Annotated in this window: 27 protein-coding genes; 16 read left to right on the forward strand and 11 right to left on the reverse strand. The window is 63.4% G+C overall.

The window, feature by feature from the left end; genetic code table 11:
- The first annotated feature begins 135 nt into the window (after positions 1-135).
- From M5G11_RS20305 to M5G11_RS20345, 9 genes are all read left to right on the forward strand, one after another.
- Positions 136-1161 carry an NAD(P)H-dependent glycerol-3-phosphate dehydrogenase gene (locus M5G11_RS20305; protein ID WP_273910425.1) on the forward strand — a complete coding sequence of 342 codons (1026 nt, stop codon included), beginning with the start codon at positions 136-138 and terminating at the stop codon, positions 1159-1161.
- A 15-nt stretch (positions 1162-1176) separates the two neighbouring features.
- Positions 1177-1524 carry a DUF4389 domain-containing protein gene (locus tag M5G11_RS20310; RefSeq protein ID WP_273910424.1) on the forward strand — a complete coding sequence of 116 codons (348 nt, stop codon included), beginning with the start codon at positions 1177-1179 and terminating at the stop codon, positions 1522-1524.
- On the forward strand, positions 1521-1976 hold the full coding sequence (gene sixA / locus M5G11_RS20315; protein ID WP_273910423.1) for a phosphohistidine phosphatase SixA: 456 nt from the start codon (positions 1521-1523) through the stop codon (positions 1974-1976). The genes M5G11_RS20310 and sixA overlap by 4 nt, the downstream gene beginning before the upstream one ends.
- A gap of 20 nt (positions 1977-1996) precedes the next feature.
- Positions 1997-2440, forward strand: a complete 444-nt coding sequence (locus M5G11_RS20320; RefSeq protein ID WP_273910422.1) for a hotdog fold thioesterase — start codon at positions 1997-1999, stop codon at positions 2438-2440.
- A gap of 82 nt (positions 2441-2522) precedes the next feature.
- Entirely contained in the window at positions 2523-2870 is a 348-nt protein-coding gene (locus M5G11_RS20325) for a hypothetical protein (protein ID WP_273910421.1), read from the forward strand.
- A 92-nt stretch (positions 2871-2962) separates the two neighbouring features.
- The gene (locus M5G11_RS20330) at positions 2963-3757 is read left to right on the forward strand and encodes an alpha/beta fold hydrolase (protein WP_273910420.1); all 795 of its coding nucleotides are present in this window, start codon (positions 2963-2965) and stop codon (positions 3755-3757) included.
- Positions 3754-4605, forward strand: coding sequence for an alpha/beta hydrolase (locus M5G11_RS20335; RefSeq protein ID WP_273910419.1), 852 nt, complete (start codon positions 3754-3756; stop codon positions 4603-4605). Before M5G11_RS20330 ends, M5G11_RS20335 begins: the two co-directional genes overlap by 4 nt.
- Positions 4606-4720: 115 nt before the next feature.
- Positions 4721-5521 (forward strand): DUF4892 domain-containing protein, encoded by an 801-nt coding sequence (locus M5G11_RS20340; protein WP_420793805.1) that lies wholly within the window; start codon positions 4721-4723, stop codon positions 5519-5521.
- Positions 5522-5532: 11 nt separating this feature from the next.
- Positions 5533-6582 carry an AI-2E family transporter gene (locus tag M5G11_RS20345; RefSeq protein WP_273910418.1) on the forward strand — a complete coding sequence of 350 codons (1050 nt, stop codon included), beginning with the start codon at positions 5533-5535 and terminating at the stop codon, positions 6580-6582.
- A 128-nt stretch (positions 6583-6710) separates the two neighbouring features.
- Here M5G11_RS20345 and M5G11_RS20350 read toward each other — a convergent pair whose 3' ends face one another.
- The 3 genes from M5G11_RS20350 to M5G11_RS20360 are packed head-to-tail and all read right to left on the reverse strand — an operon-like array spanning position 6711 to position 9467.
- Positions 6711-7400, reverse strand: coding sequence for a GntR family transcriptional regulator (locus M5G11_RS20350; RefSeq protein WP_273910417.1), 690 nt, complete (start codon positions 7398-7400; stop codon positions 6711-6713).
- Positions 7401-7416: 16 nt separating this feature from the next.
- Entirely contained in the window at positions 7417-8121 is a 705-nt protein-coding gene (locus tag M5G11_RS20355; protein ID WP_273910415.1) for a FadR/GntR family transcriptional regulator, read from the reverse strand.
- A 35-nt stretch (positions 8122-8156) separates the two neighbouring features.
- Entirely contained in the window at positions 8157-9467 is a 1311-nt protein-coding gene (locus M5G11_RS20360; RefSeq protein WP_273910413.1) for a C4-dicarboxylate transporter DctA, read from the reverse strand.
- Positions 9468-9772: 305 nt separating this feature from the next.
- On the opposite strand from M5G11_RS20360, the gene M5G11_RS20365 reads away from it, so the two are divergent.
- On the forward strand, positions 9773-11227 hold the full coding sequence (locus M5G11_RS20365) for a TrkH family potassium uptake protein (protein WP_273910412.1): 1455 nt from the start codon (positions 9773-9775) through the stop codon (positions 11225-11227).
- Positions 11228-11296: 69 nt separating this feature from the next.
- On the opposite strand, the gene M5G11_RS20370 is transcribed toward M5G11_RS20365, so the two are convergent.
- The 8 genes from M5G11_RS20370 to M5G11_RS20405 form a co-directional block, all read right to left on the reverse strand.
- Positions 11297-11791 carry an Lrp/AsnC family transcriptional regulator gene (locus tag M5G11_RS20370; RefSeq protein ID WP_273910411.1) on the reverse strand — a complete coding sequence of 165 codons (495 nt, stop codon included), beginning with the start codon at positions 11789-11791 and terminating at the stop codon, positions 11297-11299.
- 12 nt (positions 11792-11803) lie between these two features.
- Positions 11804-12640: an ABC transporter ATP-binding protein gene (locus M5G11_RS20375; RefSeq protein WP_273910409.1), complete on the reverse strand. Its 837-nt coding sequence runs from the start codon at positions 12638-12640 to the stop codon at positions 11804-11806.
- Positions 12641-12643: 3 nt separating this feature from the next.
- Positions 12644-13357 (reverse strand): ABC transporter permease, encoded by a 714-nt coding sequence (locus tag M5G11_RS20380; protein ID WP_273910408.1) that lies wholly within the window; start codon positions 13355-13357, stop codon positions 12644-12646.
- Positions 13354-14079 carry an ABC transporter permease gene (locus M5G11_RS20385; RefSeq protein ID WP_273910407.1) on the reverse strand — a complete coding sequence of 242 codons (726 nt, stop codon included), beginning with the start codon at positions 14077-14079 and terminating at the stop codon, positions 13354-13356. Before M5G11_RS20385 ends, M5G11_RS20380 begins: the two co-directional genes overlap by 4 nt.
- A gap of 76 nt (positions 14080-14155) precedes the next feature.
- Positions 14156-14935 carry an ABC transporter substrate-binding protein gene (locus tag M5G11_RS20390; RefSeq protein WP_273910406.1) on the reverse strand — a complete coding sequence of 260 codons (780 nt, stop codon included), beginning with the start codon at positions 14933-14935 and terminating at the stop codon, positions 14156-14158.
- Positions 14936-15196: 261 nt separating this feature from the next.
- Positions 15197-16243, reverse strand: coding sequence for an ornithine cyclodeaminase (locus M5G11_RS20395; protein ID WP_273910405.1), 1047 nt, complete (start codon positions 16241-16243; stop codon positions 15197-15199).
- Positions 16244-16268: 25 nt separating this feature from the next.
- A complete protein-coding gene (gene ctlX, locus M5G11_RS20400; RefSeq protein WP_273910404.1) occupies positions 16269-17186 on the reverse strand; it encodes a citrulline utilization hydrolase CtlX in 918 nt (305 codons plus the stop codon).
- A gap of 237 nt (positions 17187-17423) precedes the next feature.
- The gene (locus M5G11_RS20405; RefSeq protein ID WP_273910403.1) at positions 17424-19184 is read right to left on the reverse strand and encodes a sigma-54-dependent Fis family transcriptional regulator; all 1761 of its coding nucleotides are present in this window, start codon (positions 19182-19184) and stop codon (positions 17424-17426) included.
- 273 nt (positions 19185-19457) lie between these two features.
- Here M5G11_RS20405 and M5G11_RS20410 point away from each other — a divergent pair, with 273 nt between their 5' ends.
- From M5G11_RS20410 to M5G11_RS20435, 6 genes are read left to right on the forward strand one after another with little or no spacing between them, the layout of a single operon-like run.
- Positions 19458-20552, forward strand: a complete 1095-nt coding sequence (locus M5G11_RS20410) for an ABC transporter ATP-binding protein (protein WP_273910402.1) — start codon at positions 19458-19460, stop codon at positions 20550-20552.
- Positions 20552-21649: an ABC transporter ATP-binding protein gene (locus M5G11_RS20415; RefSeq protein WP_273910401.1), complete on the forward strand. Its 1098-nt coding sequence runs from the start codon at positions 20552-20554 to the stop codon at positions 21647-21649. The genes M5G11_RS20410 and M5G11_RS20415 overlap by 1 nt, the downstream gene beginning before the upstream one ends.
- The gene (locus M5G11_RS20420) at positions 21646-22509 is read left to right on the forward strand and encodes a carbohydrate ABC transporter permease (protein WP_273910400.1); all 864 of its coding nucleotides are present in this window, start codon (positions 21646-21648) and stop codon (positions 22507-22509) included. The genes M5G11_RS20415 and M5G11_RS20420 overlap by 4 nt, the downstream gene beginning before the upstream one ends.
- Positions 22510-22519: 10 nt before the next feature.
- Positions 22520-23320, forward strand: coding sequence for a carbohydrate ABC transporter permease (locus M5G11_RS20425; protein ID WP_273910399.1), 801 nt, complete (start codon positions 22520-22522; stop codon positions 23318-23320).
- Between the two features lie 11 nt (positions 23321-23331).
- A complete protein-coding gene (locus M5G11_RS20430) occupies positions 23332-23604 on the forward strand; it encodes a DUF2160 domain-containing protein (RefSeq protein ID WP_273910397.1) in 273 nt (90 codons plus the stop codon).
- Between the two features lie 45 nt (positions 23605-23649).
- Positions 23650-25392, forward strand: a complete 1743-nt coding sequence (locus M5G11_RS20435; RefSeq protein WP_273910396.1) for an ABC transporter substrate-binding protein — start codon at positions 23650-23652, stop codon at positions 25390-25392.
- The last annotated feature ends 76 nt before the right edge of the window (positions 25393-25468 follow it).

The following is a 25468-nucleotide window of genomic DNA, read 5'->3' on the forward strand; positions in this document are numbered from 1 at the left end:
AACCGAGTAGCCGGGTTTTTCCAGTGATCCAGATCGTATTGCCAGCATCGCTTGGCTAATCTGGCGCTGGTCGTGGCAGTAACGCTCCGTATAATGCAGGTTTCGCCACTTTTAATTGGTTTTAACGGATTGGATATGACTGAGCAGCAGCCGGTTGCAGTTCTGGGAGGCGGAAGTTTCGGCACCGCCGTGGCGAATCTGCTGGCTGAACACGGTGTCGGGGTGCGGCAATGGATGCGCGACCCCGAGCAAGCCGAAGCCATGCGCAACAACCGCGAAAACCCGCGTTACCTCAAGGGTGTGAAAATCCACCCGGCGGTCGAGCCGGTCAATGACCTGCTGGCGACCCTGCAGGCTTGCGAGCTGATCTTCGTCGCGCTGCCGTCCAGCGCCTTGCGCAGTGTGCTGGCGCCGCATGCCGAGTTGCTGCGCGGCAAGCTGCTGGTGAGCTTGACCAAGGGCATCGAAGCGCAGAGCTTCAAGCTGATGAGCCAGATCCTCGAAGAAATCGCCCCCGAAGCGCGCATCGGCGTGTTGTCCGGGCCGAACCTGGCCCGCGAAGTCGCCGAGCACGCGCTGACCGCCACCGTGGTCGCCAGTGAAGATGAAGAACTCTGCCAACGCGTCCAGGCCGTGCTGCACGGGCGCACTTTCCGCGTTTACGCCAGCAGCGACCGTTTTGGCGTTGAGCTGGGTGGTGCGTTGAAGAACGTCTACGCGATCATCGCCGGCATGGCCGTGGCGCTGGGCATGGGTGAAAACACCAAGAGCATGCTGATCACCCGTGCGCTGGCCGAGATGACCCGCTTCGCGGTCAGCCAGGGCGCGAACCCGATGACCTTCCTTGGCTTGGCCGGGGTTGGCGACTTGATCGTCACCTGTTCCTCGCCCAAGAGCCGCAACTACCAGGTCGGTCACGCCCTGGGCCAGGGCCTGAGCCTGGAAGAGGCGGTCAATCGCCTGGGTGAAGTGGCCGAAGGCGTCAACACGCTCAAGGTCCTCAAGGTCAAGGCCCAGGAACTGCAGGTGTACATGCCGCTGGTAGCGGGGCTGCACGCGATCCTGTTTGAAGGCCGCACGTTGAACCAGGTCATCGAGCTGCTGATGCGTGCCGAGCCGAAAACCGATGTCGATTTCATTTCCACCAGTGGTTTCAACTGAGCACAGGAGCAGGGTATGAACGAAACGCCGCAACAGGTGCAACGCGAGTCCATCATCCTTCGGGTTCTGTGGATGCTGGTTTTCCTGCTGGTCTGGCAGCTGGCCGAGCTGTTGCTGGCAGGCCTGGTGATCGTGCAACTGGTGTATCGCCTTATCTATGGTGCGCCGAGCGCCAGCCTGATGAATTTCGGTGACAGCCTGAGCCAGTTCCTGGCCCAGATCGGTCGCTTCGGCAGCTTCCACAGTGACCAGAAGCCCTGGCCGTTCTCCGACTGGCCGACGCCACGTGCGCCTGAAGGCGAAGCGGCCCACAGCGTGCCGCCAGCGCCACACCCGGTGCGCGACGAGGAGCCCAAGCTGTGAAGCTGTGGGTACTGCGTCACGGTGAGGCCGAGCCACGCGCCAACAGCGACGCCGAGCGCCGGCTGACCGCGCATGGCCGCGAGCAGGTATTGCGCAGCGCTGCCGGGCTGCTTGGCCAGCCGTTGCAGGCCATCCTCGCCAGCCCCTACGTGCGTGCGCAGCAGACCGCAGCGCTGGTGCACGAGGCGCTGGGTTTTGCGCAGCCGCTGCAGACAGTGCCCTGGCTAACCCCGGAAAGTGACCCGCAGCAGGTGATCGCGGAACTGGACAAGCTGGGCCTGGAACACGTGCTGCTGGTCAGCCACCAACCGCTGGTAGGCGCACTGGTCGGTTTGCTTGAACACGGGCACTACCGCAATGCGGCGCCGTTGAGTACCGCCAGCCTCGCCGAACTCGAAGGCGATTGGCCTCTGGCAGGGTTGATGACCCTGCGTAGCCTCAATCATCCCTGAAGCATCCGCAGGAGTGTCGAATGAGCCTCTGGAAGACCCCGCCCGACCTTGAGCAATTGAACGCGCGTCAGCACAACACCATTGGTGAAGTGTTGGATATCCGTTTCGAGTCGTTCGATGATGAGTCCCTGACCGCCAGCATGGTGGTTGATCACCGCACCCACCAGCCGTTCGGGTTGCTGCATGGCGGGGCGTCGGTGGTGCTGGCCGAGACGGTCGGCTCGATGGCCAGCTACCTGTGCATCGACACCTCGAAGTTCTACTGCGTGGGCCTGGAGATCAACGCCAACCACCTGCGTGGTTTGCGCAGCGGACGGGTGTTTGCCACCGCACGGGCGGTGCATATCGGCCGTACCACGCATGTCTGGGACATTCGCCTGAGTAGCGACGAAGGCAAGGCCAGTTGCATCTCGCGCCTGACCATTGCCGTGCTACCCCTGGGCGAAAACTTGCCGCGTACCTGATATTTCTACCAGTTGTCGCCCCTGGCTACGCTTGCTAGCGTGCCCATAGAGACCGCGAGGCGAAGGCCAAGGGAGAGGGGCGATGAGTAGGTGGCACCTGGAACTGCTGTGTTCGGCGGATCTGCAACCGATACTCGAAAAAGTCGGGCGCAGCGAGCCGCTGAACTTTGCCGAACTGCACCTGTTGTACGATGCGGCCGAGATCAAGTTGTTCCGGCTCATGCAGGAGTACGAAGGCCTGCACGAACTGCGGCAACTGCAGCAGGACAGCGCCGACTTTGCGCGCCTCTTGCAAACCAGCTGCCTGGCCTTGCGCCGGGCCAACCTCAGCAGTGAAAACCGCCAGCGTGCCCGGGATGTGCTCGAGTACCAGTTGGCCTACCAGCGTGCCTGCTTGCAGCGCTCGGTTGCCAGTTTCGACGGAGGATGACCTGATTGGCGTCCCCGATGGCTTTTCCGGGCATTGCCTGGCCCCGCGCCTGCGCGGAGAATGACGCCATTCTCCACCCCGGACAGGCGCTCATGACGCAGCAGATCTTCTTCGCCCACGCCAACGGATTCCCCTCGGCCACCTACGGCAAGCTGTTCGCTGCGCTGGCGCCGGACTACCGCGTCAGCCACCTGCCACAACATGCCCACGACCCGCGCTTCCCGGTCAACGACAACTGGCAGAACCTGGTGGACGAGTTGATCCATCACCTGGAGCAGGAGCCGGAACCCGTCTGGGGGGTGGGGCATTCGCTGGGCGGCTTGCTGCACCTGCACGCGGCCATGCGTTGCCCGCAGTTCTACCGGGGTGTGGTGATGCTCGACTCGCCGGTGCTGACCCGCGCGGATGAACTGATGATCCGCGTGGCCAAGCGCTGGGGCTTTATCGACCGGATTACCCCCGCCGGGCGCACCCTGGGCCGGCGTGAAGTATTCGCCGACCGCGACAGCGCCCGTGCCTATTTCAGCGGCAAGACGCTGTTCCGGCATTTCGACCCGGAGTGTTTCGACGCGTATCTGGAACACGGCCTGCAGGCCGATGGCGACGGCCTGCGCCTGAGTTTCGACCCGAGCACCGAAATCAGCATCTACCGCAGCCTGCCGCACATCAGCCCGGGGCGCGCCGGCCAGTTGCAGATCCCGCTGGCGATGGTGCGTGGCAGCCACAGCGGGGTGGTGCGCAAGCATCACGCCTTTGCGGTGCGGCGCATGCCCAAGGGCGAGTTCCACAGCTTGCCGGGTGGGCACATGTTTCCGCTGGAGCGCCCCAACGACACGGCCAGCCTGATCAAGGGGCTGTTTGACCGCTGGCGCGAGGGGCAGGCATGAGCGGCGTCGAGGAAGTCCGCCTGAGCCTGGGCCATATCGAGCTGGCCGCGCACCTGTTCGGCCCGGTCGATGGTCACCCGGTGATCGCCTTGCACGGCTGGCTCGACAACGCCAACAGCTTCGCGCGCCTGGCGCCCAAGCTTGAAGGCCTGCGCATCGTCGCCCTGGACCTGGCCGGGCATGGTTTTTCCGAGCACCGCCCGCCGGGTGCCGGTTATGCCTTGTGGGATTATGTACATGACGTGCTGCGGGTTGCCGAGCAAATGGGCTGGGAGCGCTTTTCGCTGCTCGGGCATTCGCTCGGCGCGATCGTGTCTGTGGTGTTGGCCGGTGCCTTGCCGGAGCGGGTCACGCGCCTGGCCTTGATCGACGGGGTGATCCCGCCTGGCGGTGAGCCCAAGGACGCCGCCGAACGCATGGGCATGGCCTTGCAGGCGCAGCTGGCGCTGGCCGACAAACGCAAGTCGGTGTTCCCGACCCTGGACCTGGCGGTGCAGGCGCGCATGAAAGGCATGGTCGCAGTCAGCCGCGAGGCTGCCGAACTGTTGGCCCAGCGTGGGTTGATGCCGGTGCCCGGTGGTTTCAGCTGGCGCAGCGACAGCCGCCTGACCCTGCCATCGCCGCTGCGCCTGAGTGAAGAGCAGGCCATGACCTTCGTGCGCCGCATTGCCTGCCCGGCCCATTTGATCGTGGCTGCCGACGGCATGCTGGCCCGCCACACGGCCTTGCTTGAGCAGCTACCCTTTAGCCAGGAGCAGTTGCCAGGGGGGCATCACCTGCACTTGAACGACGAGGCTGGCGCGACCCTTGTTGCAGACTGTTTCAATCGCTTCTTTGCCATTCCTTGACTTGCGGCGGCCAACTGTCGAGGCTTGGCGGGTTGAACAGGGAGACAACCATGACCAAGTGCGATTTCGCCTTAACCGTTTTTTCCAACGCCCGCTTTGATAGCGTGGCGTGCCGATGAGGAATTCCAAGCTGATTCGAGTCGCAATTGCCGGCCTGGCGGTGTTTGCCAGCCAGGCGCTGATGGCCAATGAACTGCCGGCGCCACCGGATGCCAAAGTGGTCGACCAGCGTCCAGCGGCCGAACAGGAGCGTGTCTACCCGTTGGGTGCCCTGCGCAAGATCAGCGGCCAGCTGCGGGTCGAGGGCAAAATCGAGAGCCGTGGCCAAGTCAGTTCCACGACCTACGAACTACCCCGCGAGCGCTCAGCCAACGAAGCCTTTGCCGCTGCCCGCGAAGCCCTGCAGAACGATGGCGGTTACCCGCTGTTCTGGTGTGAAAAGCGCGATTGTGGCGAAAACAGCCTGTGGGCCAATGAAGTCTTCAAGAACCCGCGTTACCTGACCGGTTCCGATGGTGATCAGGCGTTCATCCTGCTGCGCCGCTCCGGTGTCGAGAGCGACACCCTGGTGTCCCTCTACAGCATCACCCAGGGCAACAAGCGCGCCTACCTGCATGTGGAAGAGTTCGTCGCCGCTGCTCCGTTGAGCGAAGTGCTGCCCACGCCAGCCACTGTGCTACGAGAACTGCGCAGCAACGGCAAGCTGGATTACGCTGACCTGGCCGGTGACCCGTCATCCACCTGGGTCGAGTTGCTGGCACGCAGCCTGAACCTGGACAGCACCTTGCGCGTCAGCTTGACCGGTGCGCAGGCTGAAGCCTGGCGCGAGCAGTTGGGCAAGGCCGGTGTGCGCACAGCCCGGCTTGAAGTGGGAACGCAACCGGCGACAGGTTTGCATGTTGAATTGATCCGCTGATCGGGGGCCCGATGCTCAACAATGACCGCTTGCTGGTGCAGATTCTGCTGCTGGGCTTGCTCGGTGCCGGTCTCTGGGTCATGGCGCCGTTTATTTCGGCGCTGCTTTGGGGGGCGATCCTGGCCTATGCCAGTTGGCCGTTGATGCGTTTGCTGACACGCATCTTCGGTGGTCGCGAGACATTGGCGGCAGGTTTCCTGACCATCTTGTGGATGTTGCTGGTGGCCTTGCCGCTGGTGTGGCTGGGCTTCAACCTGGCCGATCATGTGCGCGATGTGACGATCTTCATCCGCGACGTGCAGGTCGATGGCTTCCCGGAAGCGCCTACCTGGCTGGCCGGTGTGCCGTTTTTTGGTGATCGGCTGGTGCGGTTCTGGGACACCCTCGATCAGCAGGGCGCGGCAATGCTGACCCAGGCCAAGCCTTATCTGGGGCAGGTGGGCAACTGGTTCCTGGCGCGAAGTGCACAAATCGGCAGCGGTATCCTGGAAGTCACCCTGAGCCTGGTGTTCGTGTTCTTCTTCTATCGCGATGGGCCGCGCCTGTCGGCGTTTGTCCTGCGCTTGCTCAATCGCCTGATTGGTGAGCGCGCCGAGTATTACCTGAGCCTGGTGGCCGGCACCGTGCAGCGGGTGGTCAACGGGGTGATCGGTACGGCGGCGGCCCAGGCCATTCTGGCGTTGATCGGCTTCCTGATTGCCGGGGTGCCGGGGGCGCTGGTGCTGGGGTTGGTGACCTTCCTGCTCAGCCTGATTCCGATGGGGCCGCCGTTGGTGTGGATTCCCGCCACGGCCTGGCTGGCGTGGAAGGGCGATTACGGGATGGCGGTGTTCCTCGGGGTCTGGGGCACGTTCATCATCAGTGGCGTGGACAACGTGCTCAAGCCCTACCTGATCAGCCGGGGCGGCAACCTGCCGTTGGTGATTGTGCTGCTGGGGGTGTTTGGCGGGTTGCTGGCGTTCGGCTTTATCGGGCTGTTCATTGGCCCGACGCTGCTGGCGATTGCCTATAGCCTGTTGCTCGACTGGAGCAAGAGTGAGGCGTTGACGCCGCGCAACTAGGGCCGCGTTGCGGCCCATCGCCGGCAAGGCCGGCTCCCACAGGGGAAGGCAACCTTGAGCTGCAGGGGAAGGCAGGCTTGAGCTGCATTTCTGTGGGAGCCGGCCTTGCCGGCGATGGGGCCCTCAACTCACTCCAGGGTCAGCTTGGCTTCAATCCGGTCCAGATGCTGATGCATCAACTGCAACGCCGCCTCACCATCGCCATCCTCGATCGCATCCACCAACGCCGCATGCTCCTGCCACGCACAATGGCTGCACGGCTGGGTTTCATACTGGGCGATGATCAGCGAGGTCATCGGCACCAGCCCATTGAGAAAGCGCGCCAGCGGCGCATTGTTGGCCATCTCCGCCAGCTTCAGGTGAAACTCGCCACCCAGGCGAATCGCCGTGCAGCGTTCACCGTTCTCATGATGTCGCCGCTCGTTGGCGATCAGCTCGCGCAACTGGCGAATGAACGGCGGGCGTGAACGCTTGATCGCCAAGCCGATCAGTGTGGTCTCCGCCAGGCGCCGTGCGCTCAACACCTGGCGCGCCTGTTCCGGGTCCGGCGCTGCCAGCTTGGCCGTGTGCGCCGGGCGTTGCACGATCACCTGCTGGTCGCTCAAGCGGCCCAGCACCCGGCGGATCACCGTACGGCTGACGCCGAAGGCGTCCCCGAGCGCCTGCTCGGTCAAGGCCGTGCCGGGCGTCAGGCGTTGCTCCAGAATCGCGTCGAACAACCGTGGGTAGATTTCCTCGGCGCAAAGACGCTGCTCACCCACGGCCAGCAATGCTGGCAATGAGCGTGTGGAAGGGCTGGCGGTGGCGCAGGCAGTCATGATCGCTCTCCTGGGTTCAAGTGCCGGGGTGTTCGTCCGGGATCTTCAATTCGATGCCCACGCGCAGGCCTTCCTGCAAAATGTGCCGGCGCATCTGCGCGCTGGCCAGGGCGCTGTCCTTGTTGCGGATGGCGCGAACCACCGCTTCGTTCTCTTCAAGCCGCGCAGCCAGGTGCTCCGGCGAATTGCGCAGCACCTCGGCGCTCTGCTTGAGGGCATTGCTGGTCTGTTGCACCACGCTCTGGAAGATCGGGTTGGCGGTCAGGGTGAACAGCTCCTCGTGAAACGCCAGGTAGGCATTCACCCCAGCCTGGCCGTCGTTGGCCTCCAGGGCTTCGCGCATGTCCATCAGGGTCAGGCGCAACTGGCCGATCTCCTTGCTGCTGATCGACTGGGCGACCAGCCCGACAATGAACGGCTCCAGCGTGTAACGCAGTTGCAGCACGTCTTCCAGGCTGGCCCCGGCCACGGCATTGGCGGCCTGCATCGGCTCGACCTCGCCGGGTTCGAGCACCAGCACACCTTTGCCGGGCATCGAGCGCACCAGGCCGAGGGTTTCCAGAACGGTAATCGCCTCACGCAGGCTGGGCCGGCTGATGCCCATTTGTTCGGCCAGCTCGCGCTGGCCCGGCAGCATGTCGCCTGAGCGCCATTGGCCATGGCTGAGCGCCTGGCGCAGTTTGTCCACCACTGCATTAACAACCGTCGAAGAGGTAATCACAGTTCGCTCCCTGAGAAGACGTGCATAGGCTGTTCCTAGAATTCCTGTTGATGGGTGGTGGGTGATTTACGGGTCTGGAAACCAAAGCCCTGCTTGCCGGCCAGTACATTGTTGGCCCGCTCCAGGTCGATATCGCGCTCCCAGCGGGCGATGGCCACGGTGGCCACGCAGTTGCCGATCAGGTTGGTCAGTGCCCGGCCGATGCCCATGAACCAGTCCACCGCCAGCACCAGCACCAGGCCGACCACCGGAATGGCCGGGATCGCCGTGAGCGTGGCCGCGAGAATCACCAATGCCGAACCAGGTATCCCGTGGGCACCTTTGGAGGTGATCAGCGAAACCAGCAGGATGGTCATCAGGTCGGTCATAGCCAGCGGCGTGCCGGTGGCGTTGGCGATGAACACGATGGCCAGGGTCAGGTAGATCGAGAACCCGTCGAGGTTAAAGGAATAGCCGGTCGGAATCACCAACCCGACGGTGGAACTGCCGATGCCCAGGTGTTCAAGCTTGCGCATGATCTGTGGCAGCACGGCATCGGAGGAGGCGGTGCCGAGCACGATGGTCAGCTCTTCGCGCAGGTACTTGATGAACGGCAGGATCCGCAGCCCCGAAACACGCATCACCAGGCCCAGGATCAACAGCACGAAACCGGCGCAGGTCAGGTAGAACAGTGCCACCAGGCCGCCCAGGTGCTGCAGCGAGTCCAGGCCATATTTGCTGGTGGTGAAGGCGATGGCGCCGAACACGCCCAGCGGTGCCAGGCGCACGATCATGCCCATGATGCGGAAGATCACATGGCTCAGTTCATTGATCAGCCGGGAAATACCCGAGGCGGATTCGCCCACCAGGTTCAGCGCGCTGCCGAACAGCACCGAGAACAGCAAGACCTGCAGGATGTTGTTGTCGGCGAAGGCACCGACCACCGAGGTCGGGATCAGGTCCATGAGGAACGCGGCGGTGCCGTGGATATGCTGGCCGCGTTCGGCGAGGTTGCTGGCATCGGCGCTGGACAGCTGGTCCAGGTGGATGTTGGCGCCACTGCCGATGCCGGAGGTGAAGGCGAACACCAGGCCCAGTACCAGCGCGACGGTGGTCAGCACTTCAAAGTAGATCACCGACTTGAGGCCGATGCGCCCGACTTTCTTCAGGTCACCGGCACCGGAAATGCCGCTGACCACCACGCAAAACACGATCAGGCCGATCAGCATCTTGATCAGCTTGATGAAACCGTCACCGAGGGGTTTGAGTTGCAGGGAAACTTCAGGAAAGCTCAGGCCGCAGGCGATGCCAAGCATCAGGCCGAGCACCACTTGGAGGAAGATCGAACGCGAGCACCACTTGAGCATGGGAGGGATCTCTGGTCGGTGTCCTGACGTCGTACCCGGGGGAGGGTAGGCGCGGACTTAATTATTGTGGTCTTACCGGTATGTCCAGTGCGTGGGCAGTGTAGGCGCAGGATTTTCCTGAATGCAAGGGCTTTACTGATGAAAGGTGATAAATCGGTTTTACCGGTCTGACCAATTGAATGGTAACAAGCGCAGTGCAGACAGGCAGGCCCTGGCGCGCCGCAAACAGAATTTTACGTATTCTTTACGGCTGTCCGGCAGGCCTGAAACGATACTGCGCGGCGCATTCCCGGCAGAGTCAGTTCATGTCCTTCGCAGCCCTGCGGTTGATCGGTTTCATTCTTGGCGTGTTCCTCATCACCCTGGCGGTGAGCATGCTGATACCCCTGTTGACGCTCATCGTTTATGAGCAGGATGACGGGCTGTCGGCGTTCCTGCGTTCCGGGCTGATCACCGCCATCAGCGGGATCGCCCTGATGCTCCCGGGTCGGCCTGAGGGCGCGCACCTGCGCCCGCGTGACATGTACATGCTGACCACGGCCAGTTGGGTGGTGGTGTGCATCTTTGCCGCGTTGCCGATGGTGTTCATCAGCCACATCAGCTACACCGATGCGTTCTTCGAGACGATGTCGGGCATCACCACCACCGGCTCCACCGTGCTGACCGGGCTCGACACGGCCTCGCCCGGCTTGTTGATCTGGCGTTCGATGCTGCACTGGCTGGGCGGCATCGGCTTTATCGGGATGGCCGTGGCCATCCTGCCGCTGCTGCGGGTGGGTGGCATGCGCCTGTTCCAGACCGAGTCTTCGGACTGGTCCGACAAACTCATGCCGCGCTCGCACGTGGCAGCCAAGTACATCCTTCTGGTCTACCTGGGCCTGACAGCGGCGGGCTGCCTGGCGTTCTGGTGGGCGGGCATGAGCTTCTTCGAGGCCATCAACCATTCGATGTCGCTGATTTCCACGGGCGGCTTCTCCACCTCGGACAGCTCGCTGGCGCACTGGCAGCAGCCGGCGATCCACTGGGTCGCGGTGGTGGTGATGATGCTCGGCAGCCTGCCGTTCACCTTGTATGTGGCGACCTTGCGCGGCCATCGCCTGGCCATGTTCACCGATCACCAGGTGCGCGGCTTTGTCGGCTTTCTGGTGGCGAACTGGTTGATCATTGGCACCTGGCTGCATTTCAACAGCTCTTTTGGCTGGTGGGAGGCGGTGCGCATTGCGGCGGTCAACGTGACGTCGGTGGTCACCACCACCGGGGTGGCGCTGGGGGACTACACGCTGTGGGGCACGTTCTCGGTGATGCTGTTCTTCTACCTGACGTTTGTCGGCGGCTGCTCCGGCTCCACGGCGGGCGGCTTGAAGATCTTCCGCTTCCAGGTGGCGGGGCAGTTGCTGCATAGCAGCCTGACGCAATTGATTCATCCGCGCGCGGTGGTGCGCGGCAAGTACAACGGCTACCCGCTGGATGAGGACATTGTTCGATCGCTGCTGACGTTTTCCTTCTTCTTCACCGTCACCATTGCGGCGATTGCCCTGGGGCTGGCGCTGATCGGGCTGGACTGGATCACTGCGCTGACCGGTGCGGCGACGGCGGTGTGCAACGTCGGGCCGGGGCTGGGGCCGATCATCGGGCCGGCGGGCAATTTTTCGAGTTTGCCGGATGCCGCCAAATGGTTGCTGACGGTCGGCATGCTGCTGGGGCGGCTGGAGATTCTGACTGTGCTGGTGCTGGTGACGCCGTCGTTCTGGCGTTATTGAAGAGGCCTGGGCGGCCTCTTCGCCGGCAACGCCGGCTCCCACAGAGGTGTGTGCAAGACAGTGTGTGCGTCAGAGCTGCGGCGCGGTGTTTTTCACCACCGCCAGCTCCGGGTGCGCCACCAGCTTGTCGATGTGCAACTCGTCATTGTTCATCCAGGTCTCGGTCAGCACCCGGTAGTGCTCCATGTCCCGGCAGCGCATGCGCAGGCTGTAGTCGAAATGCCCGCTGATCAGCTGGCACTCGAACACCTGCGGGCAGGCCCGCACGCAGGCTTCGAATGCCTTCTGCGCCGCTCGCCCGCTCTGGTTCGACAAGGCCACCAGCACCAGCAGCGACAACCCCGGCGAGACCATCTGGACATCGATGATCGCGCCGTAGCCGCGAATCACCCCGCGCCGCTCCAGCTTGCGCACCCGCTCCAGGCATGGCCTGGGCGTCAGGTGCACCAGTGACGAGAGCTTCTCGTAGGTGATGCGCCCGTTGTGGCGCAGCACGTCGATGATCGCTTCGTCGATCCGGTCCAGCGGCGGGGTAGCGTGGGAACTGTTGGCCTTGATATCCATGATGACGTTGATTCACTTCAAACGGTTGGAAAGGAATTGCCGCAGGCGGTCGCTCTGCGGCTGGTCGAGGATCTCTGCACTTCCTTGTTCCTCGACCCGGCCCTGGTGCAAAAACAGCACCTGGCTGGACACCTGGCGGGCAAAGCCCATTTCATGGGTGACCATGAGCATGGTACGGCCTTCCTCGGCCAGCGTCTGTATCACCTTGAGCACCTCGCCGACCAACTCCGGGTCGAGCGCCGACGTCGGCTCGTCAAACAGGATGATTTCCGGCTCCATCGCCAGCGCCCGGGCAATCGCCACGCGCTGCTGCTGGCCGCCGGAAAGGAACGCCGGGTACTGGTCGGCCGCACGCGATGGCAGGCCGACCTTGTCCAGGTAGGCACGGGCGCGCGCCTCGGCTTCCTGCGCGCTCACCCCCAGCACACGGCGTGGCGCCAGGCAGATGTTCTCCAGCACGGTCATGTGGCTCCACAGGTTGAAGTGCTGGAACACCATTGCCAGGCGTGTGCGCAGGTTCTGCAGCTGCGCCGGGTGCGGCGCGCGGGCGCCGGCACGGCCCTGGCGCATTTCGATGGTCTGCTCGTCCAGGGTGATGCTGCCGGCATCAGGTTGCTCAAGGAAGTTGATGCAGCGCAGGAAGGTGCTCTTGCCCGAGCCGCTGGCGCCGATCAGGCTGATCACATCGCCCTTGCGTGCCTGCAACGAAACACCCTTGAGCACTTCATGGTCGCCGTAGCTTTTATGCAGGGCTTCGACGGTGAGCTTGATCGCGGCCGTGTTGGGGGCGGCCACCGCGCGCTGCGTAGGGCTGTCGTGGATCGACAAGGCTGGTGCGGAAAGGGTCATGGGTTAGCCTCTGGCAGGAACAAGAAAACGCATCCAGCGACGTTCGGCCAGGCGGAACGCCCCGACCAGTGCGAAGGACAGCAACATGTACAGCAGGGCCGCGACACCAAAGGCCTGGAAGGTCAGGAAGGTCGCGGCGTTGGCATCGCGGGCCACCTTGAGGATGTCGGCGATGGTGGCGGTGAAGGCCAGCGAGGTGGCGTGCAGCATCAGGATCAGTTCGTTGCTGTAGGCCGGAATCGAGCGCCGCAACGCCGCCGGCAGGATCACGAACAGGTTCAGCCGCCAGCCGTGCAGGCCGTAGGCCTGGGCCGCCTCGATCTCGCCATGGGGGATATTGCGGATCGCCCCGGCGAAGATTTCCACGGTGTAGGCACAGGTGTTCAGCACGAAGGCCAGCAGCGTGCAGTTCAGCGCATTGCGGAAGAACTGGTCGAGCAGGGCGTGATCGCGCACCACCTCCAGGCCGTACAGCCCGGTGTAGCAGATCAGCAACTGGATATAGAGCGGCGTACCGCGAAACAGGTAGGTATAGAGCTCCACCGGCCAGCGCAGCCACACCTGGCGCGAGACGCGCGCGAGTGCCAGCGGCAGGGACAGGCAGAAGCCCAGCAGCATGGTGATGATGAACAGCCACAAGGTCATGGCCAGTCCCGACAACCCGCCACCGTCGCTATAGAGGTAGGCCGAGCCGTATTCCTGAAGCAGTTCGATCATGAGGTCAGCCCCTTGATGCCGGTGTTGTAGCGGCGCTCCAGCTTCTTGAGCAGGCGGTTGGACAGGCTGGTGATCACCAGGTACACCAGCGCCGCGATGATCAGGAAGTACAGGGTGTTGTTGGTGGTCTTGCCGGCGTTCTGCGCCGCCTTGACCAGGTCGGCCAGGCCAATGATCGACACCAGCGCGGTGGACTTGAGCAGCACCAGCCAGTTATTGCCCAGCCCCGGCAGGGCGAAGCGCATCAGCTGCGGGAACAGCACCAGCCGAAACCGCTGTACCCGGCTGAGCCCGTAGGCCGTGGCAGCTTCCAGCTGGCCTGCCGGCACGCTGAGGATTGCGCCGCGAAAGTTCTCGGTGAAGTAGGCGCCATAGATGAAGCCCAGGGTCATCACCCCGGCGGTGAACGGGTCGATTTCAAAGTAGCCCCAGCCAAGCAGCTCGGTGAAATCGTTGAGCCACAATTGCAGGGTGTAGAAGATCAGCAGGATCAGCACCAGGTCCGGGACACTGCGGATCAGCGTGGTGTAGAGGGTCGCGGGCAGGCGCAACAGGCGCAGCGACGACAGCTTGGCGCTGGCGCCAACCAGGCCCAGGGCCAGGCTCAGCAGCAGCGACAACAGCGCCAGTTTCAGGGTCATCCAGGTCCCTTGCGCCAACAGCGGGCCGAAGCCCTGCAAGCTCAGGGCCTGCAAGCCGGTCGAGTGAAGGAAGTCGTTCACGGGAAAGCTCTCGGTAGGACGTAGCAGCGGAACGTGTGGCGGCCGGCGCCCTCAGGCCCGGCCGCGCGGGCACGGCTTACTCGTTGTAGATATCCAGGTCGCCGACGTACTTGCGCTGGATCTTGGCGAAGGTGCCGTCGGCCAACACTTCGGCGATGCCCTTGTTGAGCAGGGCCTTGAGTTCGCCGTCGTTCTTGCGCAGGCCCATGGCGATGTCCAGGGGCAGGGTCGGGTCCTTGATCGCCGGGCCGGTCTTGAACTCGGCGCCTTCAGGCTTGCTGAGGAAGTTCAGCTGGGCTTCGAGCTTGTCGGTCAGCGTCGCGTCGAGACGACCGTTCATGAGGTCGGCGTAGTTCTGGTCTTGTGCTTGGTAGGCCTTGACCTGGGCCCCCAGCGGCGCCAGCTTGGCGCGGGCATAGGCTTCCTGCAGCGAGCCTTGCAGCACGCCGACCTGCTTGCCCTTGAGCGATTCGGGGGTGTCGCCGAAATCGGCACCTTTGCGGGTGATGATCGAGGTTGGGCTGAGGAACAGGCGGTCGCTGAACTCGATCTGTTTCTGCCGGGCCGGGGTCACGGCCATCGACGACATGATCGCGTCGAACTTGCGTGCGCGCAGGGCCGGGATCATGCCGTCGAATTCGTTATGCACCCAGGTGCACTTGACCTGCAGTTTCTCGCAGATGGCGTTGCCCAGCTCGATGTCGAAGCCTTGCAGGCTGCCATCGGCGGCGACGGATTCGAAAGGGGGGTATTCGGGGTAGACGCCAAAACGGATCTCTTTCCATTCCTGGGCCTGGACCGTGCTCGCGCACAACGGCAGGAGCAGCACGCTGAGGATTTTTCGCAGCGAAGTCATGTGAGTAATCCCTTTGTTTTGTAGTTGATGTAGGGCAGTGAACGCTTCGTAGGCTGGTTGCCGAACTTTTGTGACTGTTCGGTCGGGGCTCAGAATGCGTGAAGGCAGCGGATTTTTTGTGTCGTTTGTACCGGCGCTGGCTACCGGATTTTGCTGTAAACGCTGTGTGTGCAGCGGAATCGGCTGAGTTACCTCCTGTTTAGGCTTTGTGGCAGCAGAATCCGACCTGCCGCGGCTGTTGCGCGGCCGGTCGGCGGGGTGTCAGGCGCGCTTTTTTTGCAGGTCCGCAACCGGTGGTTGCAGCAGGGCGAAGAGGTCTTTCGGGTCCTTCAGGTCAGGCACCAGATTGATCTCGTGGCCGATCTCCAGCACCTTGGCCACATCCAGCACGTAGCGCAGCGCGGAGTAGTCTTCCAGGGCGAAACCGACGGAGTCGAACAGGGTCACCTGCGCGTCATTTTCGCGGCCAGCGGCCTGGCCGTTGACCACTTGCCAGAACTCGGTGGTTGGCGAGTCGGCCGGCATCTGCTGGATTTCGCCTTCGATGCGGCTTTGCGGTTCGTACTCGACGATTACCCGCGCACGCTCGACGATGTCGCGGTGCAGCTCGGTCTTGCCCGGGCAGTCGCCGCCGACGGCGTTCAGGTGCATGCCAGGCTCGATCATTTCCGGGGTGAGGATGGTCGCGTAGGCCTTGTCGGCGGTGACCGTGGTGACGATATCGGCGCCGCGTACCGCTTCGGCCACCGAGTCGGTGCGCACCACGCGAATGGCCGGGTAGGCGGCGAGGTTGGCGGCGAGCTTGGCAGTGGCTTGCGGGTCGAGGTCGTACAGGCGGATTTCATCGATGCCCAGCAGTGCGTGGAAGGCCAGCGCCTGGAACTCGCTTTGCGAACCGTTGCCGATCAGCGCCATGCTGCGGCTGTCGGGGCGTGCCAGGTAGCGTGCGGCCAGCGCCGAGGTGGCGGCGGTGCGGATCGCGGTGGTCAGGGTCATTTCGCTGAGCAGCACTGGAGCGCCAGTGTCGACATCGCCCAGGGCGCCAAAGGCCATTACCGTGAGCATGCCGCGCTGGGTGTTCTTCGGGTGGCCGTTGACGTACTTGAAGGCATACAGGTTGGCGTCGGACACCGGCATCAGCTCGATCACGCCATCGGGCGAATGGTTGGCCAGGCGCGGGCATTTTTCGAAGTCGTGCCAGCGCAGGTAGTCCTCGCGGATGTACTCGGCCATTTCGCTCAGGCAGTTGCCCAGGCCCTTGGTGTTGACCAGGCGGCTGAGGTCGGTGACGTCGAGGTAACGGGTCATGGTGGCGCTCCTTGTTGTAGGCGAATTAGTGGCGACGGGGCAAGTGGACTTCGGCGAGCATGCAGCGCGCGCTGCCACCACCGATGCGTTCGATATGGTCGATGTTCACCACCACCGGATGGCTGTGCTGCTCGACGTGCTGGCGCTGTTCGGGGCGTAGCGAGCGCCAGGCGCTGCGTGACATCACCAGCAGTGGCTGGCCATGCTTGTCGTGGATTTCCAGCATGTTCCCGGCGAAGCCTTCGAGCTGTTCGAAGTCCAGCGCCAGGATGTCCTTGCCGCTGTCGCGCAGGCGGTGTTCCAGGGTGTGGCGCTCGGCGGCGTCGGGCACCGCTTGCAGGCACACCACCGAGAGGCCGCGGCCGACGCTCATCATCACGTTGCTGTGGTAGATCGGCGCGTTGTGCCGGTCGACGGCGTGGAACACGCACAGGCGGTAGTCGAGCTGGTCGGCGAACTGGCGCAGGGCCTCGGTGTGGGTGCGCCCGGAGTGGCAGGCGTAGCTGATCCGGTGTTCGCGATCGAGGACCATGCTGCCGGTGCCTTCGAGGTACATGCTCTGCTGTTCGAGCGGGCTCAGGTCGATGGTCTGGCGAATGTCGAAGCGTTCGCGCAGCACCTGGAGTACGCCTTTGTCACGTTCCAGCCGGCGGTTCTGGCCTTCCATCGGGTAGAGCACCAGGCTGCCGTCGGCGTGGCTACTCCACCAGTTGTTGGGGAAGATCGAGTCGGGGGTGTGCGGGGCTGGGGTGTCCTGCACCACCATCACGTCGACGCCGTGCTGGCGCAGGGTATCGACATAGCCGTCGAATTCTTCCAGCGCTTTATGCTGTGCCTGCTCGGGGTCGAGCAGCGCTTGCTGGAATCGGTTGTTGAGGGCGGTGTCCGGGTTGAAGGCGAACCGCGCCGGGCGGATCATCAAGACTGTATTTGTTGTTTGCATGGGCGCACGCATCCGGGGTTGGCGGTGTGCTTATTGTCCGTGCAGTGAGGGTGAAATCCCGGCTGAAGGGTGTAGGGCGCTCAGCGGGGAAAGCTGAAAAGAGGTGTTTGGCAGCGGAATCGGCTGTGCGGGGTGGGCAAGGTGTTTTTGAGGGCCTCATCGCCGGCAAAGCCGGCTCCCACATGATCTGTGGGCACCTTGATTAGACTGTGGGAGCCGGCCTTGCCGGCGATGCTCTTAAAGGCTGCGCAAGCGCTTGTACAGTGTGGTCCGGCTCACCCCCAGCTGGCGCGCCAGCTGCGAGACATTGCCATCCGCCGCGCGCAGTTGATCCTCAAGGCCTTCATCCACCGCCACGGGTATCGCCTCACTGCCCGGCAGCTCGGCATAAAAACTGTCCGGCAGATGCTCCAACGCCACCCCGCGTTCCCCGGCCAAAGCCAAGGCGACCTGCAACACACTGGCCATCTGCCGAAGATTCCCCGGCCACGGATGGCGCATCAACAGCTCCAGCACTTTCGCGCTCAGCTCCGTCGGCTGCCCCGGCTCACGATAGCGCTGGCACAGTTGCTCGATCAGTGCACGCCGATCACTGCGTTCGCGCAGCGGCGGCAGTGTCAGGCTCAGGCCGGCGATCCGGTAATAAAGATCCTGGCGGAACAACCCGGCGCGCACCTGGGCCTGCAAATCCTGATTGGTCGCCGAGACCACCCGGATATCCACGGCAATCGGCTCACCACCGCCCAGCGGCTGAACCCGGCGATCCTGTAGAAAACGCAGCAGGCGTGCCTGGGTCGCCAGCGGCATATCGCCAATCTCGTCGAGAAACAGCACGCCTTGGTCGGCCTTGCGGATCAGCCCCGGGTTGCCTTTATGGTGGGCCCCGGTAAACGCACCTTTCTCATAGCCGAACAGCTCCGACTCCACCAATTCGGCAGGGATGGACGCACAGTTCACCGCCACCAGCGGCTGCCCGGCACGGCTGCTGGCCTGGTGCAGGGCGTTGACGAAGACCTCCTTGCCGACGCCGGTCTCGCCGTGGATCAGCAGCGGGATGTCTTTCTCCAGCAATAGCCCGGCCTGCTGCAGCGCCTTGCCGACACGCGGGTCGATCTCGGCCTGCACCGCACGGGGCCGGGCGAGCGGTTCGGCGTGCGGCGCCTTGAGCTCGCAATGAAAGCGGTTGCGCCCAGCGACATGCATGGCAAACGGCAGTGCCAGCGGCTGCGCGAGCAATTGCGTCAGCGGCGTTTGCAGCAATTCCTCGATCTGCCCATGCAACGGGCTCTTGCCCAACAAGCTGTCGGCGCGGCGGTTGGCCGCGACCACCTGGCCGCTGGCATCGAACAGCAGTAGCCCGGCCCATTGGCTGTCGAGGCTGTTCGGCCCGGTGTTGAAGCTCAGTTGCCAGCAGTGCCCGGCATAGCCTTCGAGGATCAGCCGGTTCTCCAGGCTCTGGCTCATCATCCGCACCAGCCCCAGGGTCTGCGAGGAGGGCAGGTAACTGTCGCTGGAGACGTCCAGCACCCCGATCAGGTGTCGCTCGGCGTCGTACAGCGGCGCGGCCGCGCCTGCCATGAAGCGGTTGAGCTTGAGAAAGTGCTCGTCATGGCCGACATGCACCGCCTGCCGGCAGGCCAGCGCGGTGCCGATGGCATTGGTGCCCACCCCTTGCTCCAGCCAGCGCGCCCCCGGCTCGAAACCTCGGCCCTGGCGCGGGTCGACGAAGCGCCGGGTGCCCCAGCTGTCGAGCAGTTGGCCCTCGGCATCGCTGAGCATGATCAGGTAGCTGGAGTGGCCGAGCAGGTGGGCGAAGGAGGGCAGCACCTCGTCGCGGGTGGTGCGCAGCAACCCGTGCTGGCGTTCCAGCAGGGCACGTACCTGGGCGGCGTCCGGCTCGCCGAAACTGGGCAGCGATTGATGCTCAAGGCCGAAGGCTCGGCAGCGGGCCCAGGAGGCCTGGATCAATTGGGCATGGGGTGAGGCGGATGCGGCCATGGGCCCGTCCTGTGCAGAGCTGTGTTGTTGTTTTTATGCGGCCTGTAGCACGCCGCCAGCGTTTCTCCAGTGTTGTCCAGTCCTGTTCATTGTCAACGTGAGGGTGTTCAGTTGTTCAGCGAAAGTTGTTCATTTCTGTTCAGTGCTGAACCCTCGCACACCGGCGTCCTGTGAAAATTTCAGCCCGTTCAAGGGCTTGCCCGCAAAGGTGAGGGCTGGCACGAATCTGGCTCTGTTCGAGCACCTGTCGCATAACAACAAGAAGGTTGCGCCATGTCGCTTGTGCTCGAGCATGTCAGCCGTACCGTCGACACCCAGGTATTCATTGCCGAGGCCAGCCTGCGCTTCGAGCCCGGCTCGTTCAACGTGCTGCTCGGCCGGACCCTGTCCGGCAAAACCAGCCTGATGCGCCTGATGGCCGGCCTCGACCGCCCGGACCACGGCCGCGTGCTGATGAACGGCGAAGACGTCACGGGCCGCCCGGTGCGCCAGCGCAACGTGTCGATGGTCTATCAGCAGTTCATCAACTACCCGACCATGAGCGTATTCGAGAACATCGCCTCGCCCTTGCGCCAGGCGCGGGTGGCGGAAGAAGAGGTGCAGCGCAAGGTGCGCGAGACGGCGAAGATGCTGCGTATCGAGCCCTTCCTGGCGCGCTACCCGCTGGAACTGTCGGGTGGTCAGCAGCAACGCACGGCCATGGCCCGGGCGCTGGTCAAGGATGCCGAGTTGATCCTGTTCGACGAGCCGCTGGTGAACCTCGACTACAAGTTGCGCGAAGAGCTACGCCAGGAGATGCGCGAGCTGTTTGCCGCGCGCCACTGCATTGCGGTGTACGCCACCACCGAACCCAACGAAGCGCTGGCCCTGGGCGGCACCACCACCATCCTCCACGAAGGCCGGGTGGTGCAGAGCGGGCCGACGCCGCAGGTCTATCACCAGCCGCGCACGGTGCTGGCGGCCGAGCTGTTCTCCGAGCCGCCGATCAACCTGATGCCCGGGCGTATTGCCGGCAATGAAGTGAGCTTCGCCGGCGCCGTGCACTTCGCCATGAACGCCGACCTGCGGCGTATCGGCGATGGCGACTATCGTTTTGGCGTACGCCCCAGCCATATCAGCCTGGTGCCCTCCAATGATGATGACCTGGAGCTTGCCGTGCAGGTACAGGTGGCGGAGATCAGCGGTTCGGAAACCTTCCTGCATGTGCGCAACGAGCACTTCAGCCTGATCCTGCACCTGCCGGGTGTACACGAGTACGGCGTGGATGCGCCGATCCGCATCTATATCCCCACCCACAAACTGTTCGTCTTCGACCCCGCCGGGCAACTGATCCAGGCGCCGGGTATCCGTGAAGCGAGGGTTGCCTGATGGCCGAGATCCGCCTGCAACACCTCGCCCACAGCTACAGCCGCACGCCGGGGGGCGCCGAGGACTACGCCTTGCGCGAACTCGACCATGTCTGGGAGCAGGGCGGTGCCTATGCGCTGCTCGGGCCGTCGGGCTGTGGCAAGTCGACCTTGCTCAATATCATTTCCGGCCTGCTCAGCCCGTCCCATGGGCAGGTGCTGTTCGACGGCAAGGCGGTGAACGACCTTTCGCCGCAGGCGCGCAATATCGCCCAGGTGTTCCAGTTCCCGGTGGTCTACGACACCATGACGGTGTTCGACAATCTCGCTTTCCCGCTGCGCAATCAGGGGCTGGATGAAGCACGGGTCAAGGCCAAGGTCGAAGAGATCGCCGAAGTGCTGGACCTCGGTACGCTGCTGCACAAGAAGGCGCGCAACCTCAGCGCCGACGAGAAGCAGAAGGTCTCCATGGGCCGGGGCCTGGTGCGTGACGATGTCTCGGCGATTCTCTTCGACGAGCCGCTGACGGTGATCGACCCGCACCTGAAGTGGAAGCTGCGGCGCAAGCTCAAGCAGATCCACGAGCAGTTCAACCTGACCATGATCTACGTCACCCACGATCAGCTGGAGGCCTCGACCTTCGCCGACAAGATCGCGGTGATGTATGGCGGGCAGATCGTCCAGTTCGGCACCCCGCGCGAGTTGTTCGAGCGGCCCCGGCACACCTTTGTCGGCTACTTCATTGGCAGCCCCGGGATGAACCTGATCCCGGTGCAGGCACAGCCGGGCGGAGTCGGTTTTGGCGCGACGCACCTGCCACTGTCGAGCGAGCTGCAGGCCCATGTCGAACACCTGGCCGGCGCGCGTTTGCAGATTGGTATCCGCCCTGAATTCGTCCAGGTCTGGGACGAACCGCTGGACGAGGGGTACAGCGCGCGGGTGGTGGACGTCGAGGACCTCGGCACCTACAAGATCCTTACCCTTGAGCTCGACGGCGTGCGGCTGAAGGTGCGTTTGGGTGAGGACCGCGCAGTGCCCGAAGTGCAGGCGTGGATCAGCTTCCCGGCGCAGTGGCTGATGCTCTACGCCGACGATGTGCTGGTGGAGGTCGGGCCATGAACAAGGTCAAGAACAACAAGGCCTGGTGGCTGGTGCTGCCGGTGTTCCTGCTGGTGGCCTTCAGCGCCGTGATCCCGATGATGACCGTGGTCAACTACTCGGTGCAGGACATCTTCGACCAGTCCAGCCGCTACTTCGTCGGCGCCGACTGGTACCGCCAGGTGTTGCAGGACCCGCGCCTGCACGACTCGTTGTTGCGCCAGTTCATCTATTCCGCCTGCGTGCTGCTGATCGAGATCCCGCTGGGCATTGCCATCGCCCTGACCATGCCGGCCAAGGGGCGCTGGTCGTCGCTGTGCCTGATCGTCATGGCCATTCCGCTGCTGATCCCGTGGAACGTGGTCGGCACCATCTGGCAGATCTTCGGCCGCGCCGACATCGGCCTGCTCGGTGCATCGCTCAACCAACTGGGCATCAACTACAACTATGCCAGCAACACCATGGATGCCTGGGTCACGGTGCTGGTGATGGACGTCTGGCACTGGACGTCACTGGTCGCGCTGCTGTGTTATTCCGGCCTGCGCGCCATCCCCGATGTCTATTACCAGGCCGCGCGTATCGACCGCGCCTCGGCCTGGGCGGTGTTCCGCCATATCCAGCTGCCGAAGATGAAGAGCGTGCTGCTGATCGCGGTGATGCTGCGCTTCATGGACAGCTTCATGATCTATACCGAGCCGTTCGTGCTTACCGGTGGCGGGCCGGGCAACGCCACCACCTTCCTCAGCCAGACCCTCACGCAAATGGCCGTGGGCCAGTTCGACCTGGGCCCGGCGGCGGCGTTCTCGCTGATCTACTTCCTGATCATCCTGCTGGTGTCGTGGCTGTTCTATACCGCCATGACCCACACCGACAAACAGTAGGGGACGGCCCATGAACCTGCGCAAGACGGTCCCGCTGCTGATCTACATCCTGTTCCTGCTGGTGCCGATCTACTGGCTGCTGAACATGTCGTTCAAGAGCAACACCGAGATCCTTGGCGGCCTGACCTTGTGGCCGCAGCAGTTCACCCTGGACAACTACCGGGTGATCTTCACCGACCCCAGCTGGTACAGCGGCTACATCAATTCGCTGTACTACGTGTGCCTGAACACGGTGATCTCCCTGAGCGTGGCGTTGCCGGCGGCCTATGCCTTCTCCCGCTACCGTTTCCTCGGCGACAAGCACCTGTTCTTCTGGCTGCTGACCAACCGCATGGCGCCACCGGCAGTGTTCCTGCTGCCGTTTTTCCAGCTGTATTCGTCCATTGGCCTGTTCGATACGCACATTGCCGTGGCCCTGGCCCATTGCTTGTTCAACGTGCCGTTGGCGGTGTGGATTCTCGAGGGTTTCATGTCTGGGGTGCCGAAGGAAATCGACGAGACGGCGTATATCGACGGCTATAGCTTCCCGCGCTTCTTCGTGAAGATTTTCGTCCCGCTGATTGCCTCGGGCATCGGTGTCACGGCGTTCTTCTGCTTCATGTTTTCCTGGGTCGAGCTGCTGCTGGCGCGCACCCTGACCTCGGTGAATGCCAAGCCGATTGCCGCCGTCATGACCCGCACGGTTTCCGCCTCCGGGATCGACTGGGGGGTGCTGGCGGCGGCGGGGGTGCTGACCATCATTCCGGGCATGCTGGTGATCTGGTTTGTCCGCAACCACGTGGCCAAGGGCTTTGCCCTGGGCCGGGTCTGAAGGAGCACGCTATGGAATGGATGGCCTGGACCCTGCCCACGGCGCTGTTCTTCGCAGCCATTGCGGTGATGCTGATGGGCATGACGGTGCTGGAACTGCGTCGCCCCTGCGCCGAGCGCCGGGGCTTTCTGCCGATCGTCACCACACGCGGTGATCGGTTGTTCATCGGGCTGCTGGTCAGCGCCTACCTGCACCTGGTGGTGATCGGGCTGACCGACTGGAACCTGTGGGTGGCCTCGCTGCTGTCGCTGGCCTGGCTGTTGGTGGTGTTGCGCTGGGGTTAGCCGGCGGTGTGCGGCGCTCTGTCAATGTTCAAACGGGAGATGACTATGTTCGACAACAACAAGAACCGGCGACATGGCTTGACCCTGGGCGCCTTGCTGGTGCTCGGCACGCTCAGTGCCAATGCCTGGGCGGACGCCTATGAGGATGCGGCGAAAAAGTGGGTCGATAGCGAGTTCAAGCCGTCGACCCTGACGGCCGAGCAGCAGATGGCCGAGATGAAGTGGTTCATCAAGGCCTCCGAGCCGTTTCGCGGCATGAAGATCAACGTGGTGTCGGAAACCCTGACCACCCACGAGTATGAATCCAAGGTGCTGGCCAAGGCCTTTAGCGAAATCACCGGGATCAAGCTGACCCACGACCTGTTGCAGGAAGGCGATGTGGTGGAGAAGCTGCAGACGCAGATGCAGTCGGACAAGAACATCTACGATGGCTGGGTCAATGACTCGGACCTGATCGGTACGCACTTTCGCTACGGCAAGACCGAATCGATCACCGACCTGATGGCCAACGAAGGCAAGGACTTCACCTCGCCGACCCTGGACATCAAGGACTTCATCGGCATCTCGTTCACCACTGCGCCGGACGGCAAGATCTACCAGTTGCCTGACCAGCAGTTCGCCAACCTGTACTGGTTCCGGGCCGACTGGTTCGAGCGCCCTGAGCTCAAGGCCAAGTTCAAGGAAAAATACGGCTATGAGCTGGGCGTGCCGGTGAACTGGTCGGCCTATGAAGACATCGCCAAGTTCTTCAGCGAGGACGTCAAGGAGATCGACGGCAAGCGTGTCTATGGGCACATGGACTACGGCAAGAAAGACCCGTCGCTGGGCTGGCGCTTCACCGATGCCTGGTTCTCCATGGCCGGTGGCGGCGACAAGGGCCTGCCCAACGGTTTGCCGGTGGATGAATGGGGGATTCGTGTCGAGGATTGCCACCCGGTCGGCTCCAGCGTGACCCGCGGTGGCGACACCAACGGCCCGGCTGCAGTGTTTGCAACGCAGAAATACGTCGACTGGATGAAAGCCTACGCGCCGCCCGAGGCTCAGGGCATGACCTTCTCCGAGTCGGGGCCGGTGCCGTCGCAGGGCAACATTGCCCAGCAGATCTTCTGGTACACCGCGTTTACCGCCGACATGATCAAGCCAGGGCTGCCGGTGGTGAATGCCGACGGTACGCCGAAGTGGCGGATGGCGCCGTCGCCGAAGGGGCCGTACTGGGAGGAGGGGATGAAGCTCGGCTATCAGGACACCGGTTCCTGGACCTTCCTCAAGTCGACGCCGGAGAAGCAGAAGCTGGCGGCGTGGCTGTATGCGCAGTTCGTGACCTCCAAGTCGGTGTCGTTGAAGAAGACCATTGTCGGGCTGACGCCGATTCGTGAATCGGACATCAACTCGCAGGCCATGACCGACCTGGCGCCGAAGTTGGGTGGGCTGGTGGAGTTCTACCGCAGCCCGGCGCGGGTGCAGTGGACGCCGACCGGCACCAACGTGCCGGACTATCCACGTTTGGCGCAACTGTGGTGGAGCCATATTGCCGAAGCGGCGAGCGGTGAAAAGACCCCGCAACAGGCACTGGACGGGCTGGCCAAGGACCAGGACGCGATCATGGCGCGGCTTGAGCGTTCCAAGGCGCAGGCCGTGTGTGCGCCGAAGATGAACCCGGAGCGTGATGCGCAGTATTGGTTCGACCAGCCGGGTGCGCCAAAGCCGAAGCTGGCGAATGAAAAGCCGCAGGGTGAAACGGTGAGCTACAACGAGCTGCTGAAATCGTGGGAGGCTGCGCGCAAGTAGCACACTTGGCTGGGCGTCAGGTGTAGCCGCTGCCGTCAGGCTGCGCTGGAGTCCGTAGGGCTCCCAAAAGCGGCGC

Source organism: Pseudomonas fontis, from assembly GCF_028656955.1.
GTDB lineage: Bacteria > Pseudomonadota > Gammaproteobacteria > Pseudomonadales > Pseudomonadaceae > Aquipseudomonas > Aquipseudomonas fontis.

Bases quoted from the DNA above. Each gene is read 5' to 3' on its own strand.
- M5G11_RS20305 (WP_273910425.1), top strand. From the start codon at position 136: ATGACTGAGCAGCAGCCGGTTGCAGTTCTGGGAGGCGGAAGTTTCGGC.
- M5G11_RS20310 (WP_273910424.1), top strand. From the start codon at position 1,177: ATGAACGAAACGCCGCAACAGGTGCAACGCGAGTCCATCATCCTTCGG.
- M5G11_RS20320 (WP_273910422.1), top strand. From the start codon at position 1,997: ATGAGCCTCTGGAAGACCCCGCCCGACCTTGAGCAATTGAACGCGCGT.
- M5G11_RS20325 (WP_273910421.1), top strand. From the start codon at position 2,523: ATGAGTAGGTGGCACCTGGAACTGCTGTGTTCGGCGGATCTGCAACCG.
- M5G11_RS20330 (WP_273910420.1), top strand. From the start codon at position 2,963: ATGACGCAGCAGATCTTCTTCGCCCACGCCAACGGATTCCCCTCGGCC.
- M5G11_RS20335 (WP_273910419.1), top strand. From the start codon at position 3,754: ATGAGCGGCGTCGAGGAAGTCCGCCTGAGCCTGGGCCATATCGAGCTG.
- M5G11_RS20340 (WP_420793805.1), top strand. From the start codon at position 4,721: ATGAGGAATTCCAAGCTGATTCGAGTCGCAATTGCCGGCCTGGCGGTG.
- M5G11_RS20345 (WP_273910418.1), top strand. From the start codon at position 5,533: ATGCTCAACAATGACCGCTTGCTGGTGCAGATTCTGCTGCTGGGCTTG.
- M5G11_RS20350 (WP_273910417.1), bottom strand. From the start codon at position 7,400: ATGACTGCCTGCGCCACCGCCAGCCCTTCCACACGCTCATTGCCAGCA.
- M5G11_RS20360 (WP_273910413.1), bottom strand. From the start codon at position 9,467: ATGCTCAAGTGGTGCTCGCGTTCGATCTTCCTCCAAGTGGTGCTCGGC.
- M5G11_RS20365 (WP_273910412.1), top strand. From the start codon at position 9,773: ATGTCCTTCGCAGCCCTGCGGTTGATCGGTTTCATTCTTGGCGTGTTC.
- M5G11_RS20370 (WP_273910411.1), bottom strand. From the start codon at position 11,791: ATGGATATCAAGGCCAACAGTTCCCACGCTACCCCGCCGCTGGACCGG.
- M5G11_RS20375 (WP_273910409.1), bottom strand. From the start codon at position 12,640: ATGACCCTTTCCGCACCAGCCTTGTCGATCCACGACAGCCCTACGCAG.
- M5G11_RS20380 (WP_273910408.1), bottom strand. From the start codon at position 13,357: ATGATCGAACTGCTTCAGGAATACGGCTCGGCCTACCTCTATAGCGAC.
- M5G11_RS20390 (WP_273910406.1), bottom strand. From the start codon at position 14,935: ATGACTTCGCTGCGAAAAATCCTCAGCGTGCTGCTCCTGCCGTTGTGC.
- M5G11_RS20395 (WP_273910405.1), bottom strand. From the start codon at position 16,243: ATGACCCGTTACCTCGACGTCACCGACCTCAGCCGCCTGGTCAACACC.
- ctlX (WP_273910404.1), bottom strand. From the start codon at position 17,186: ATGCAAACAACAAATACAGTCTTGATGATCCGCCCGGCGCGGTTCGCC.
- M5G11_RS20405 (WP_273910403.1), bottom strand. From the start codon at position 19,184: ATGGCCGCATCCGCCTCACCCCATGCCCAATTGATCCAGGCCTCCTGG.
- M5G11_RS20410 (WP_273910402.1), top strand. From the start codon at position 19,458: ATGTCGCTTGTGCTCGAGCATGTCAGCCGTACCGTCGACACCCAGGTA.
- M5G11_RS20415 (WP_273910401.1), top strand. From the start codon at position 20,552: ATGGCCGAGATCCGCCTGCAACACCTCGCCCACAGCTACAGCCGCACG.
- M5G11_RS20420 (WP_273910400.1), top strand. From the start codon at position 21,646: ATGAACAAGGTCAAGAACAACAAGGCCTGGTGGCTGGTGCTGCCGGTG.
- M5G11_RS20425 (WP_273910399.1), top strand. From the start codon at position 22,520: ATGAACCTGCGCAAGACGGTCCCGCTGCTGATCTACATCCTGTTCCTG.
- M5G11_RS20430 (WP_273910397.1), top strand. From the start codon at position 23,332: ATGGAATGGATGGCCTGGACCCTGCCCACGGCGCTGTTCTTCGCAGCC.
- M5G11_RS20435 (WP_273910396.1), top strand. From the start codon at position 23,650: ATGTTCGACAACAACAAGAACCGGCGACATGGCTTGACCCTGGGCGCC.